Origin of the sequence: Streptomyces zinciresistens K42, assembly GCF_000225525.1 — a bacterium.
GTDB lineage: Bacteria > Actinomycetota > Actinomycetes > Streptomycetales > Streptomycetaceae > Streptomyces > Streptomyces zinciresistens.
Window position 1 is genome coordinate 79967 of sequence record NZ_AGBF01000001.1, and the last position, 12451, is coordinate 92417.

General features: G+C 71.3%; 15 protein-coding genes. 11 read left to right on the forward strand and 4 right to left on the reverse strand.

Annotation, left to right across the window (positions count from 1 at the left end; translation table 11 throughout):
• Positions 1-59 precede the first annotated feature (59 nt).
• Both SZN_RS00430 and SZN_RS00435 read left to right on the forward strand, forming a co-directional pair.
• A complete protein-coding gene (locus SZN_RS00430) occupies positions 60-725 on the forward strand; it encodes a hypothetical protein (RefSeq protein ID WP_007490468.1) in 666 nt (221 codons plus the stop codon).
• A gap of 352 nt (positions 726-1077) precedes the next feature.
• A complete protein-coding gene (locus tag SZN_RS00435) occupies positions 1078-2895 on the forward strand; it encodes an AlbA family DNA-binding domain-containing protein (protein WP_007490471.1) in 1818 nt (605 codons plus the stop codon).
• 53 nt (positions 2896-2948) lie between these two features.
• Here the strand turns inward: SZN_RS00435 and SZN_RS00440 are convergent, their stop codons facing one another.
• On the reverse strand, positions 2949-3869 hold the full coding sequence (locus SZN_RS00440; protein ID WP_007490472.1) for a hypothetical protein: 921 nt from the start codon (positions 3867-3869) through the stop codon (positions 2949-2951).
• A gap of 384 nt (positions 3870-4253) precedes the next feature.
• Between SZN_RS00440 and SZN_RS00445 the strand changes: the two genes are divergently transcribed.
• The 4 genes from SZN_RS00445 to SZN_RS00460 all read left to right on the forward strand — a co-directional run bounded on the left by SZN_RS00445 (position 4254) and on the right by SZN_RS00460 (position 6476).
• Positions 4254-4508, forward strand: coding sequence for a hypothetical protein (locus SZN_RS00445; RefSeq protein ID WP_007490474.1), 255 nt, complete (start codon positions 4254-4256; stop codon positions 4506-4508).
• 244 nt (positions 4509-4752) lie between these two features.
• Positions 4753-5211 carry a hypothetical protein gene (locus SZN_RS00450; RefSeq protein WP_007490475.1) on the forward strand — a complete coding sequence of 153 codons (459 nt, stop codon included), beginning with the start codon at positions 4753-4755 and terminating at the stop codon, positions 5209-5211.
• 104 nt (positions 5212-5315) lie between these two features.
• Positions 5316-6179, forward strand: coding sequence for an ATP-dependent DNA ligase (locus SZN_RS00455; protein WP_043727114.1), 864 nt, complete (start codon positions 5316-5318; stop codon positions 6177-6179).
• A gap of 54 nt (positions 6180-6233) precedes the next feature.
• On the forward strand, positions 6234-6476 hold the full coding sequence (locus tag SZN_RS00460) for a hypothetical protein (protein WP_007490478.1): 243 nt from the start codon (positions 6234-6236) through the stop codon (positions 6474-6476).
• Between the two features lie 149 nt (positions 6477-6625).
• Here SZN_RS00460 and SZN_RS00465 read toward each other — a convergent pair whose 3' ends face one another.
• From SZN_RS00465 to SZN_RS00475, 3 genes are read right to left on the reverse strand one after another with little or no spacing between them, the layout of a single operon-like run.
• Positions 6626-7096, reverse strand: coding sequence for a hypothetical protein (locus SZN_RS00465; protein WP_007490480.1), 471 nt, complete (start codon positions 7094-7096; stop codon positions 6626-6628).
• Complete coding sequence (locus tag SZN_RS00470; RefSeq protein WP_007490482.1) at positions 7093-7494, reverse strand: ATP-binding protein; 402 nt, start codon at positions 7492-7494, stop codon at positions 7093-7095. The genes SZN_RS00465 and SZN_RS00470 overlap by 4 nt, the downstream gene beginning before the upstream one ends.
• Complete coding sequence (locus tag SZN_RS00475; protein ID WP_007490484.1) at positions 7485-7931, reverse strand: hypothetical protein; 447 nt, start codon at positions 7929-7931, stop codon at positions 7485-7487. Before SZN_RS00475 ends, SZN_RS00470 begins: the two co-directional genes overlap by 10 nt.
• Positions 7932-8090: 159 nt before the next feature.
• Between SZN_RS00475 and SZN_RS00480 the strand changes: the two genes are divergently transcribed.
• The 5 genes from SZN_RS00480 to SZN_RS00505 all read left to right on the forward strand — a co-directional run bounded on the left by SZN_RS00480 (position 8091) and on the right by SZN_RS00505 (position 12364).
• A complete protein-coding gene (locus SZN_RS00480) occupies positions 8091-9194 on the forward strand; it encodes a helix-turn-helix domain-containing protein (RefSeq protein ID WP_007490485.1) in 1104 nt (367 codons plus the stop codon).
• Positions 9195-9211: 17 nt separating this feature from the next.
• Entirely contained in the window at positions 9212-9877 is a 666-nt protein-coding gene (locus SZN_RS00485; RefSeq protein WP_007490487.1) for a YdcF family protein, read from the forward strand.
• Positions 9822-10625, forward strand: coding sequence for a WbqC family protein (locus SZN_RS00490; protein WP_007490489.1), 804 nt, complete (start codon positions 9822-9824; stop codon positions 10623-10625). The genes SZN_RS00485 and SZN_RS00490 overlap by 56 nt, the downstream gene beginning before the upstream one ends.
• Positions 10626-11403: 778 nt before the next feature.
• On the forward strand, positions 11404-11742 hold the full coding sequence (locus SZN_RS00500) for a hypothetical protein (protein ID WP_007490493.1): 339 nt from the start codon (positions 11404-11406) through the stop codon (positions 11740-11742).
• 10 nt (positions 11743-11752) lie between these two features.
• A complete protein-coding gene (locus SZN_RS00505) occupies positions 11753-12364 on the forward strand; it encodes an NUDIX hydrolase (protein ID WP_167546267.1) in 612 nt (203 codons plus the stop codon).
• Positions 12365-12451: the final 87 nt, after the last annotated feature.

Consider the following 12451-nt stretch of genomic DNA (forward strand, 5'->3'; position numbering starts at 1 on the left):
TCTGCCCTTTCTCGGCCTACGCACGCAGAAGGTGCTTTCAGCGGCCCTAGAATCCGGGCATGAACGCCGAGACCGCCCACACCATCAATCCGTCGGCCGAGGAGGCGTGGCGCCTGGTCGGCCACTACCTGCACCGGCTGTCGCATGAGCTCCCCGAGCAGTGGCGGCTACGCGATCATGAGGCGTCGCAGTGCCGCGAGCGGGTGTGGTCGCTGCCCACCGAGAACGGGAACGACGCGCAGGTCGCGTTGTGGCTGCGGCTGTCCGACACCGAGGTGCCCTGTGACGATCCCGGGTGCGCGGCGCGCGAGATGTACCTGACGAGCGACGGCAGCGACAGTGTGCCGACGTCCGGCCCGCTGCCAGCGTTCGCCCGGCGCGACGGATTCGGCTACTTCGAGTACCGCACGCATCCGCACCACAACGGGTGGGCCTGCAACATCGACCCGGTCTCGGTGACATGGATGTCGACGGCGCTGGCCCTGTACGGCGGGTACATGCGCATCAACTGGTTCGACATGGGCGGCGCGGACTCGATGGCAGCGGGGCACTCCCTGTGGGAGGTCTCCGCCCACCAGGTCCGTGAGATCAGCCGCTGGACGGCCATCGCCGGGCCCGACGGCGTCCACGACGAGGGGCCGACCAACCCGGGCACCACGCCCGTCCTCCCACTCCCGCCCGAGGTCGAAGTCAAGCTCAAGGCAGCCGCGGAAGCCCGCCGCTGACGCGTCCCCGGCGGGCGGGAGCGGGCATGTCGAATGGGAGATGCGCGACATCCGGCCTGAGGTGGTGTTCCCGGCCGCGGTGGCGACCGCGGATTTGCGAGACCCGCGATTCGCCACTGCCGTCCCCGCGACCGTGGCGGAGGCGCTCGTCCATGCCCGCCTGACGAGCGAACATGCGGTCACCTACGCCGAGCGCGGGCCACAGACGAGGTCCGGTGGGAGAACGAGCGCCCTCTGGCAGTCAGCACGCCCACTACACCGCGGCGCGTGCTCGCGGGCATGTGCGCGGACAGCGCTCGTGAGCATGTGCAACCCGGCCGCAGAGCCTGGTGCTGCGATGGATACTGCCGGGGTGCTGAACGATCTGAAGAGCGCCCTGGCCGCGCTGGAGGCCCACCGACCTGGCTCTCTGCTCGGCCTGCGCGAGACGCAGTGGCTCGACGCGAAGAGCGGCCCGTACCAGCTGGCGGACCCCAGGGCGGTCGAGGAGCTCACGAAGGACGTCTCGGCGTTCGCCAACGGGGGCGGCGGGGTCATCATCGTCGGCATCGCCACCCGCCTCGAGCACGACGAAGAGGTCCTGGACCACATCGTCGGCCTCGACCCGACCGCGGTGAACGTGGACCAGATCCGCAAGCTGATCCGCCAGCGGATCACCCCCGCTCCCCGCGGCGTGCGCGTCGGATGGTCTGGTGCCGACGGCGAGCGGGTGCTGTTCATCGAGGTCCCCGCGCAGGCTGCCGACACGCTCTTCGTCCTGCCGGCCCCGGTGGGAAAACCCGGTGCACCGCGCCAGGACACCGTCGCGGTGCCGATGCGGGACGGCGACAGCACGCACTGGCTGCCCCGGGCCGAGATTCAGCAGCTGCTCTCCGCCGGCATCCGCGCCTCAGGCATGCCCACCGCCCAAGCCCTCACCGAGCTTGTACGGCAGGCCGTTTCCGAAGCCGGACCCGGTGCTGGGCTGCGCGTCGGCCAAGGGCTGCCCGACCGTGAGCGGGAGATGAGGGCGGCCTACGAGCAGCTCGCCGACGCGGGGCTGGGGGAGCCGACCGGGGAGGCGTGGGCGCAGGGCGCGGCCGCGCTGCAGGATCTGCGGCACGAGGTCGACGGCGAACCAGGCTGGGTGCTGTGCCTGGTGCCGGGGCGTCCCCCGGTCGCCGTCGCCGAGCCGGTCTGGCAGGCGATCGTCGAAACCGGCCGGCGGGCTCCCGGCGGTCAGGATCCGCTTGCGGCCGTCGGCTTCCCCCGCGCTCCCGCGGGCACGAACGCTCCGTGGGTGATCCCGGCCGACGCCCTGCGCGTGGACCTCGACGGCGGAGCGTGGGGTCCGGGCCTCTTGGCGTGCTCGGGGCGTGGCGTGTGGCGGTGGCAGCCACTCCCCCGCTTCAGCCTGAACCAGGGCCGCTCTGCCGACATCGGCACTGCCGGCCAGACGCCGGCGCTACGCCTGCGGGCGCTGGTGAACCTGCCCTGGGCCGAGGTGAGCACGCTGGAGATCAGCAAGTCCCGGCGTACGCAGCTGGAGCAGATGCTTCCGCACAGTGCGCTGGCGGGTGCGGTGACCCTGCTGTCCCGCCGTCGGGGCGCCGAGCTGCCCGCCGCTCTCTGGGAGCGGGGGCCTTTCGGCAACTCGGGCCGGTCGGCCGGATACACGTGCTCGATCGCCGGGCCCGACGGCGGCGCGGCTGTGAAGGCCTCCGTCATGCTCGCGCTGCCCACCACGATGGAGTCCACCGTCGTCGCCTGCGCGGACGTCCTGATCGAGAGCGCGGAGGCGTGGGCGGCCGCCATCGGACCCGGATGGGACACGCAGTTGGGTCTCGACGAGATCCAGGCCGTGCTGCTCGCCGCATGGGAGACGGCCGCCGAGCTGCTGCCCGAGGCCGTGGGCGACCCGGCCGCGCTGTCGTGGGCCGCCCCTCCCACGACCGAGCTGCGGATCACGTGCGAACAGCCCGATGACAACGGCGTCCGGCCAGCCCTGGACACGCTCGTCGACCTGAAGCCGCTCGGTCCGAACGACGGCGGCTCCAGGTCGCAGCTGGCCGTCGCCATCACCGCGGCGCCGGCCATGGACCGCGCCGAGCGGCAGCGTCTGCTGCGGGAGGCACTGGTGCACATGGCCCACGCGTTCGGGTACGTCGACGCCGAGGTGGATCTGCTGTAGAGAGGAAGCCTCGGCCTGGTCTGCCAAGGGTTGTGGCGGATCCGTCCGTCGAATCAGCTGGCTGGGCCGGCCAGCCACAGCACCGGGGCGCGGCCGGTGTCCTGGGCCTTGGCGGGCGGCCAGTCGGCCGCGGGCTCGGCTCCGGCCACGACGGCCGCGTCGAACGGTGTCGTGCGATCGGAGGCCAACCAGTCGGCCGCCGCCACCCAGAAGGCGTTCTTCTGCGCGACCAACCGAGCCGCCTCGTCGACGGCACTGCCCGGTGAAATGTCCGGGAGCGTCTCCGTGCCGAGGACCGTGTCGATCCCTGCCTGGACAGACAGCACGGTTCGTCGGGCGGCCTCCGTCACGGTGCCGCCTTCCAAATGCAGGGGCTGGACGGGGATTCGGTCGAGGGCGGCGGTGGGGGCGACGTCCGGGGCGATGCGCAATTCGGCGCGCTGCTCTCGTTCGTCCCACTCGAGGTGGAGGAAGGCGCCCAAGGCGCCGTTGGGTGCCTCGGAGACGACGTAGAGGCCGTGGAGGGGCCAGCGCTGGGGCAGATCTGCGGGCATCCGGTCGCCCGCCTTCCTCAGCTCGAGGATCGTGGCGTCGTGGATGTTGACCATGTGGCGTCCTGCGGCTCGCCATGCTCCGATCGCTTGCAGTCTGGCTGCATCGCCTGCGGCCAGAGCGGCGAGTCCCGGTCCGGTGGCGCCGGGGGCTCGGGTGGTGCGGTGGGGGTAGTGGTCGGTAAGGACCTGCTGAACGTGGGTCACAGGGAGCCAGCACCAGGTCGGGATGGTGTCGCCGACGGTGTCGCGCGCCTGGTCCAGGCGGTCGAAGACGCCGGGGAACTGTCGCTCGGCCTGCCTCTCGAGCTTTTCCAGCCGTGATGCGGCGGCCCGGTACATTTTGGGCACCCATCGGAACTGTTCGGCCAGTTCGCCGTCTCGGCGCTTGGCAAAGTTCTTGGCGTAGGTGTCGCGATCCATCACTGCCCTCGTGCTCGTGGCTGGGCGACGCCGACAACTGCGCCGCCCCGCCACTGTGCCGTACGCCGCTGACACTGGTGGTGGCTTTCCGCCAGGTCGCGGCTGTCAGCCGGAGGCCGGGTATTCGGCTCGCAGGTCGGCGATCAGCTGGGCTCGTTGCACGGGGAGCGGGTGCTCGAACCCGCGCCGCCCTCGGGCTGGGCCGAACTGCGCGACAGGGCCGATCAGGAGGCTGCCCGGCTGGACCAGGAGGCAATGCGGCGGCGGGCGGATCATCCAGTGCCGGTCCCTGCGGTTGCTGGGGATAGCGGCCGGCACTCCGTCGTGGTGGATGATTCCCCGCCCGCAGAGGTCACAGCGACGGTGACTTCCTAGGATGAACGGATGACTCGCTTCAGCGTGGACCTCCCGGTCCCCTCGATCGACGGCGAGTGGGCTCCTGAAGCGGCAGCCGCTCTGGTCGGCACACGGTGGCCTCTCAAGGCAACCCTCGTCGAAGGCCAGGTGGTGAGCATCCCCGCGCGCGTGGTCGCTGCGCAGACGTCCCCGGACGGAGTGACGATGCGGCTGGACCTGGAGACGGATGTCTTGATGGAGGGCAACTTCTCCGTCAGCAACATCAGCGTGGACGACGACTGACGCTGCCGTGCCCCCGTCCTTTGAGCCACGTGGCACCGGGCGGCGCACATGCCGCGCAGTCTTCCTCTCCGGTACGAGCGCGCCGTAGGCGGTCGGAGCCCGGTACGTGGGCTGGCTCCGGCAGGGCTATCCCGCGTGCGGGGCCGCACGTTGGCGCGGTCCGGCGCCAGGGGGTCTGTTCGTTCGGGTGACGCTTGTGGCACCACGGCGCGGGCAGGCGACGTCTGACCGTAGGGTGCCTTGCATGCCCGACCTGACCGAACAGCAGACGAGTGAGCTGAGGGCGGCTGCCGCGGCCGCGGCCGTGCTCCCGTCCCAGCAGGCGGTGATTCCGGTGGTGTGCCGGATGGCCTCCGTGGACCCGGTGACCGGGCGGAAGGAGAACACCGCGTCGCTGCTGAAGCTCGTGCGGGGCGGTGAGGCGGACATGCGGGCCGCATTCGAGGTGGCCGGCCGGATGCTGGCCGGTGATGCCCGGCCTGATGGTCAGGTCGTACCCGTCGGAAGTGCCGCCGGTGATCCGATGATGACGCTGGCGTGCGACGTCATCCGGATGGGCATGCGCGGGGAGCCGGAGCGTGCATGGGCCCAACTCGAGCAGCAGCATCCCGCCCGGCGGGCGGCGGTCTTCTCCATTCTGATCTCCTTCCTCAACTACCACTTCGCCGGGCTCGACCCGCTCGCCCTGGCGGCTGCGGAGTAGGTCTTGCCGTGCGCGCGGCCGGCTCGGTCCGGGGATCCGCCGGGCGGACGCATGCCCGTGCGGGGCGGCCGAGGGTCGGCTGTGCTGAGGCTGTGGACTTTCCGGTGCAGGTGGCTGAGGCGGAGATGGCGAGCGAGCTGCCCGCCGGGGCGGGCTGGGCGTTCGAGTGGAAGTTCGACGGTGACCGGGTGGTCTTGTGGCGCGGGGCTTCGGGGGTGCGGTTGCAGTCGCGCAGCGGGCGGGATGTGACGGCGGCGTGGCCGGATCTGGCGGCGGCCGGGATGGCTCTGCGGCCGGGCACGGTGCTGGACGGCGAGTGTGTGATCTGGCGGGGCGGCCGGGTGGATTTCGGTGCGGTGCGCTCGCGGGCGTCGTCCTCGCCTGCGCGGGCGGCCGAGCTGGCCGAGCGGCTGCCGGCGTCGCTGCCGGTCTGGGACGTCCTGATGCATCCGGAGCTCGGGGACGTGCGGGGGCGGCCGTGGCGGGAGCGGCGGGCGCTGCTGGTGGATCTGGTGGCGGAGCTGGACGGGCCGCCGATCCAGGCCGTGCCGGTGACCGAGGACGCGTCCACGGCGCGGGAGTGGATCACCGCGCTGCAGCCACGCGGCATCGAGGGCGTGGTGTGTAAGCGGGTGGGATCGCCGTACCGGCCGGGCCGGATCTGGGTCAAGGTCCGGGCCGCGGTGCCGGCGGACGCGGTGATCGTCGGGTATGCGGGGCCGGTGACGCGGCCGCGGACGGTCGCACTGCGGCTGCCGAGCGGCGCGGTGCGGTTCTCGCGGCCGCTGACGGCGGCGTTGTCGGCCGAGGTCGCCGCGCACGTCCGGCGGACGGGCGGGGCGCGCGGCCGCCGGGTTCTCGACGGGGTGCCCTACAGCGGGTGCGCGGAACTCGCCGCTGAAGTGGAGGCGGGCACCACACGGCATCCGACGGTGACGGTGCGCCGGGTCCGCCCCGACCTCCTGTGACGCGCCCCGCGTGAGATTTGGCCCCGAAATCGAACACCTGATCTACTGAGGGGCATGCGCAACCAGCCGATCCCTGATGATCTTGTACGTACTCAGGTGGAGTGGATGTGCGCGTATCAGGCACTTGCGCACGGCGAGGGGTCCTACGCCGCGCTGCGGCGCCGGCTGGTCACGCTGTCCGCGCGCGTGGACGCGCATCCGTACTGGGAGGGCCGCACTCCTCCCGCGGGCGCTCGTGCGCAGGTGCGCCGGCTGGCCCGTGAGCGGGTGAGCCCGCCGGACGGGTTCCGGTCGTGAGGCGACGAGGACTGCCGGGGCGGCGCCGCTGTCGGTGCCGCGGGGTTGCCGGCGCTGATCCGCGTGAGACGTCTGGCCTGACCTGGAGCATTCGTCCGCTGCGTCGCCTCGGCCGGGGTGCTTGCGTCCGGGCTGTCGAGCTGGCGGGTTCAGCGGGTTCGGGCTCGGCCGAAGAGCAGCCGGTCGGTGGCGAGTGTGGCGTCCAGGTAGGCGTCGATCCGCGCGGCGTCGGCGGTCTGCGGCAGCGGATCCAGTCCCAGAAGCAGGACCGCCTCTGCGTTGCGTGCGACCAGTTCGGTCCAGGGCCGGCGGGTGGACAGCCGGAGCCGGCGGGAGACCCCGGGCACGTGCAGCAGCACCTGGTCGCCGACGATCTGCAGGCAGCGCTCCAGTTCCGGAACGACCTCCCGGGCGCCGGTCAGGCCTCCCAGGCTGGCGGACAGCCGCCGCATCCCGGCCTCGGCCGTCTCGGCGGTGCCCGAGCCGGTCAGGGCGGGAGCGCGGGTGATCAGGATGTGCGCGGTCTCATGCCCGTCCGGGCGGGTGTCGGCCCAGGTCCAGGTGGCAAGGGACACCAGCAGCCGCAGATCAGGGGCGGGCGGCGTGAGCAGGACTGTCATGCTGTCGTGCCTCCCGCGGCCTTGAAGCAGCACCAGACGATCTTTCCGGTCGGGGTGCGGTCCTGAACTCCCCAGCCGTCGGCGAGCGCGGCCACGAGGATCAGGCCGCGTCCGGAGGTGTCGGTGTCGGCGGCCTGCCGGGCCTTGGGGTGCCGGCGGCGGCTGTCGTGTACTTCCATGCGCACGGTTTCCTCCTGGGCGTCGAGCCTGACCAGGAAGCCGTGTCCGGGAACGGTGCCGTGGACCATGGCGTTGGTGGCGAGCTCGGAGACGCAGAGCCGGATGTCTTCGACACGGTCCGGCAGGCCCCAGTCGGTCAGGGCCTCGGAGGTGAAGGATCTTGCCAGGCTGATCGACTCGGGGCGGGCCTCGAAGAATTGTTGGGTCGTCAGGGCCATCGTGGTCCTCGTGACTCGGCGTCCAGGACGCGGGTGGTGCCAGGTTGGCGGTGGCGGACGGGACCGGTGCGGGCGGCGGCGTGGTGGGTGGTCCGGGGCTTGCGGACCAGCAGCAGCCGTGAGCCGGCCGCCTCGATCCGGCGCCTGCGTTCGGCGGCTATGGCCTTCGGTCCCAGGTGCGACATGGCCGGGGCGATCACGCCGTAGACGTCCGGCAGCGCGAGCACGTCCAGCAGCCCGGTGAACGCCGCCGACGCGGCGCCCGCCGCCGTGTCCCGGTCGGTGAAGACGCCCGACAGCTGCAGTTCGTGGCTGCGGCAGTACTCGGCGAGCGAGCCCACCAGTGCCTCCTGCCGTGCCGGGGAGACCCGCACCAGCCGCAGAAGGCCGTACACGACCGGGCCGTTGACCTGGCGCTGCTCGGTGAGGGGTTCCATGCTGGGGACCATCCAGAAGGCTCGACAGAGAAGTGACGCTCTGAGCGTGGCCGCTGTCCAACTCGTCGCCAACCACCCGTCGTTCTACTTCCGTTCCACTTCCGTCCCGCCGGCTGCACGGACCGTGCTTCGATGACGGGTGGAAGGGAGTGACGACGCGTGGCGACGGTGCACCACTGGACCGGCCTGGAGGCCAAGGCCCTGCGGGGCGCTCTGCGCCTGAGCGTGCGGGCCTTCGCCATGCAGCTCGGCCTGGCCGTCGCGACCGTGTCCAAGTGGGAGAGCAAGCTCGCCGACACCGCGCCCCGTCCCGACACCCAGGCCATCCTGGACACCGCCCTCAGCCGCGCGGACGCCGCCGTCCACCTGCGCTTCGAGACGATCCTGTCCGAGATGACCAGCACCGGGCCGAGCGCCGGCCGGCCTCGCGTCACCGCTTCTGGTCCCAGAGCCTGGGAGTACGAGAGCTGGGCCGACGACCTCGACCGCGTCGTGGTCGCCCTGTCCCGGCAGAACTTCACCTTCGCCGACAGCCTCCTGAACCGGTGGCTCACCCGGTTCCAGGCGTCCGAGCTGGACGAGAAGGGCCTGTATCTCTTCGCCCGGTCCACCGCTCTGCTCGGCGACCTCAAACGCGACCAGGGCGCCGTCCTCGGCCCGCTCTCCGCCCGCCGCTCCTACGCCGACGCCCGCGCCATCTTCTCCCAGCTCGACATCCCCCGCCGCGTCGCCCAGCTCGACCTGTCCCTCGCGGTCGTCACCGAGATGTCCGGCAAGCTGGAGCTCGCCGCCCGCCACTACGAAACCCTCGCCGTCGACGACCGGCTCTCCCGCCGCGACCGCGCCCGCGCGAGGCTGTGGGTGGGCACCTCACTGAGCAAGGACGGCCAGCACGACTACGCGACCCGCGTCATGCAGGCCGCCACCCGCGACTTCGAAGACCTGACCGAACCGGACGACTGGTCGGTCGCCCACCAGAAACTCGCCCTGGCCCGCCGCGGCGCCGGCGACCTCACCCAGGCCCTGCACTTCATCGACATCGCCCGCAGCAGCGGCACCACCGAGTCACCGATGCAACGCGTGCGACTGGACACCGCCCATGGCCACATCCTGCTCTCCGATCCGGCGACCCGGGATGATGGACACCTCGTCCTCGACCAGGCCGCCAGGCAGGCCGCGCAGTACGGACTCGTGCACCAACTGCGCAGCATCGAGGGCATCAGGGCCATGAGCGAGGGGCCAACCGGCCCCCGGCAACGGTGACCAGGGAGAACACACGCGTGAGCAACGACCAGCAGGCCATCACCGAGGACCAGTGGCGCCGGGCCAAGCTGATCTGGGACTACCACCAGATGCACCACGAGCTGCGGCCCGCCGACGCGGCGATCGGACTGGGCAGCCACGACCTCGGCGTCGCCACGCACTCCGCCGAGCTGTACCGCGCCGGTCTCTTCCCCACCCTGGTGTTCACCGGCGGCAACAGCCCCACCACCGCCAACGTCTTCCCCCGCGGCGAGGCCGTCCACTTCCGCGAGCACGCCATCGAGCTCGGCGTCCCCGCCGAGGCGATCCTGCTCGAGCCGAACGCGGCGAACACCGGGCAGAACATCACCCTCTCCCGCGAGGTCCTCGCCGCCGCCGGCATCCGCCCCGCAACGGTGCTGCTGGTCTCCAAGCCCTACATGGAACGACGGTCGTTCGCGACCGCCCGCAAGCTGTGGCCCGACGTCGACATCCGGTGCGCGTCGGAGCCGCTGGAGTTCGACGACTACCTGAAGTCCATCGGCGACGAGAAGCTCGTGCTGGACATGCTCGTCGGCGACCTCCAGCGGGTCATCGAGTACCCGAAGCGCGGCTTCGCCATCGCCCAGGAGGTCCCGGAGGACGTGCATGCCGCGTACGAGTCCCTCATCCGCCACGGCTTCACCAGCCGCCTCATCTCGTGAGCTGCCCGCGCTGGGCGGGCTGTGCGCGATCCATCAGCCGAACATCTTTCCCCGGCTGAGCACGCTGGCCAAGCTGTTCGCGGCGGATACCTGGATCGCCCTGGACGACGTCCAGTTCACCCGCCGCGACTACCAGCACCGGGCCCGTCTCGCCGACCTCGACGACCCGGCCCGCCAGCGCTGGCTGACCATCCCCACCCGCCTGCCCAGCGGCCGCTCCACCCTCATCCGGGACGCGCTGATCGACGATCCAGTTCTCGCACGCCGCAGGACCGAAGGCCTACTGCGCCAGCACTACGGGAACAGCCCCCACTGGCCGGCCCTCGCCCAGGCCCTGGACCCGGTGCTGGGCGCCTTCGCCACCGAACGGACCGCGGACGTCGCCGAGACGTCCACCCGTCTCCTGCTTGACCTGCTCGGCTGGCGCGGGCAGATCCTGACCAGCAGCGATCTGCCCGCCCGGCCGGGCCGCTCCCAGCGGCTCGCCGACCTGGCCGCCGCGACCGGTGCCCGCACGTACCTGTGCGGGACGGGCGGCATGACCTACCTCGACCCCGCGCCGTTCGAGGCACAGGACATCGCCGTCCTCCCGTTCCGGCCGCCGGCGACCGGGATCTGGTCCACCGGCCGACGGGTCAGCGCCCTGTGGGCGCTGGCGGCGCTCGGTCCGCAGGCCGTGGCCGCCCGCTGCCGCGCACTCGCCGCGGCGCCCGACCATGCTGGAGGCCTGACCCGGCCGCTCCCCTGATCCGAGGCGCGCGGTCCGAGGTGCCGGAGCGTCACCGGCCCCGTCTTTCGCCTGATCCTGCCGGGGCGGCGTGGTGCCGGGCCGCAGCGGCGGTGATCACCAGCCGTCCGCCGGATGCCGGGATGCGGCCGAGTGCGCAGAGGAGCGCAGCCTTGCCGATGCCGCCGCCGAGGGCGTTCACGCAGCGAGGTCTGCGGGCGCGGGCGTCGGGCGGGCCGGACTCCTTCAGCTCGGCAGCGGAGCTGTCCCTCACTCCGTCTCGGGGAGGAGCCTGGTTCCCCCCGCAAACATGACGTTGAGCAGCCGTTTGCCCTCAAGTCCAGCAGCCGAGATCGCCTCTTGTTCTGCATGGTCCAGATCGGCATACGGAACGTGGTCACGGACGACCACGATCTGAGGGTCCAGCCCTTCAAGGCGGAGTTCGTCCAGCCACTCCCGTATGCGTGGGGAGGGGTGCTTGCGATGGCCGCCAAGGCGTACTCCCAGGGGCTGGACACTCTGGCCGATGTACCGCGTCTCATCGGTCCTCGGGTCCACCAACGCGTACACCCTGCCGGTGCCAAAAGGAGGCCTCGTCCATCGCATAAGACGATCCTGGTCTCTGCTGTGCGAGCGTGCATGTGGTGTGGGGTGAAGGAGGATTCCGCACACTCGGCCAGCTGGTGGTGCTCCTGTCAGATCGGGCTCCGGATGCCTCTCCGGTGCGCAAGGATGGGCAGGGCGGTGACGGTCCCGCAGTCCCGCGCTTCTCCTCGTCCGATCTGATGGAGCTGCACCAGTGGAGATCAGTCCGCGCGACGTCATCGCCTCGACTCTGGCCGGGGAAGTGGACATGTACGTCGACCTGTCCAGCGCGCCCCGGGCAATGCACCGCGATCTGAAGCCCTGGCATGTCGGGTTCGAGGGATGCCACAACGTGGTGGTCGTCGCCGATCCTGGTGACCTCGGCGATGACCCGTCGCTGGAGAGGTTGATCGGGGAGCTCCTTCCCGCGCCAGTACGGACCGTCGAGCGCGTCGGCTGGCGAGTGGAGAAGGGCTTCATCGTCTCTCCCCTGCCGATGGACCCCGAGCTGGGGCTTGTCGTGCCCGAAGAAGACGATGAGCCGTATAGGTGACGTTGTTGTCGTGGTCCTGCTTGGCGTCGCGTACGAGCCGAACGCTCGCGTGGGCCGGGTCTCCGCCGGCGCGGGACGAGGGAAGATCGCCGCGGGCCGGGCCATCGTGCAGCCGGGGGCGGCCCGGTCCAGCGGGGCTGCCAGTGTGGACAGCATGACTGCCGTTCCTGTTCGAGAAGCTGCTCGGGTCATCGTTCTCGATGACGACCAGCGTGTGCTGCTGCTGCGGTATGACGAGAATGATGGTTTTTGGGCAACTCCTGGCGGCGCTGTGACGAGAGGCGAGACCTATGCGGCTGCCGCGGTACGCGAGCTCGGCGAAGAGCTCGGCGTCGCCAAGGAGGCCGTCACCGTGGAGGCGCAGCTCGCGCAGCGCAGCCGGGAGCACATGGTCGGCGGCCGCACGATCCGCCAGGTCGAGCGCTACTTCCCTGCTCGTCTGACGGCCGGCGACATCAACCCGGACCGCGCCACGCAGCGGGACAACATCCGAGATCACCGCTGGTGGCCGCTGGACGAACTGCGTGCCACCCGTGAAACGGTCTATCCCCGTGGCCTTGCCGCTGTGGTCGAGAAGTTCCTCGAACACGGCGTTCCGGAACGTCCGGTGGTCCTGGAGTGAGCGCGGGACACCAACACTGACTTTTCCGTGGCAGGGGCGCGACGACCGTTCATGGGCTGGGTAGGGGAAGAGAGGCGAACAGGTGTC

What these genes read in the sequence shown, in the direction of transcription:
- SZN_RS00430 (WP_007490468.1), top strand. Translation starts at nt 60, where the DNA reads ATGAACGCCGAGACCGCCCACACCATCAATCCGTCGGCCGAGGAGGCG.
- SZN_RS00440 (WP_007490472.1), bottom strand. Translation starts at nt 3,869, where the DNA reads ATGGATCGCGACACCTACGCCAAGAACTTTGCCAAGCGCCGAGACGGC.
- SZN_RS00445 (WP_007490474.1), top strand. Translation starts at nt 4,254, where the DNA reads ATGACTCGCTTCAGCGTGGACCTCCCGGTCCCCTCGATCGACGGCGAG.
- SZN_RS00450 (WP_007490475.1), top strand. Translation starts at nt 4,753, where the DNA reads ATGCCCGACCTGACCGAACAGCAGACGAGTGAGCTGAGGGCGGCTGCC.
- SZN_RS00460 (WP_007490478.1), top strand. Translation starts at nt 6,234, where the DNA reads ATGCGCAACCAGCCGATCCCTGATGATCTTGTACGTACTCAGGTGGAG.
- SZN_RS00465 (WP_007490480.1), bottom strand. Translation starts at nt 7,096, where the DNA reads ATGACAGTCCTGCTCACGCCGCCCGCCCCTGATCTGCGGCTGCTGGTG.
- SZN_RS00470 (WP_007490482.1), bottom strand. Translation starts at nt 7,494, where the DNA reads ATGGCCCTGACGACCCAACAATTCTTCGAGGCCCGCCCCGAGTCGATC.
- SZN_RS00475 (WP_007490484.1), bottom strand. Translation starts at nt 7,931, where the DNA reads ATGGAACCCCTCACCGAGCAGCGCCAGGTCAACGGCCCGGTCGTGTAC.
- SZN_RS00490 (WP_007490489.1), top strand. Translation starts at nt 9,822, where the DNA reads ATGCCGCGTACGAGTCCCTCATCCGCCACGGCTTCACCAGCCGCCTCA.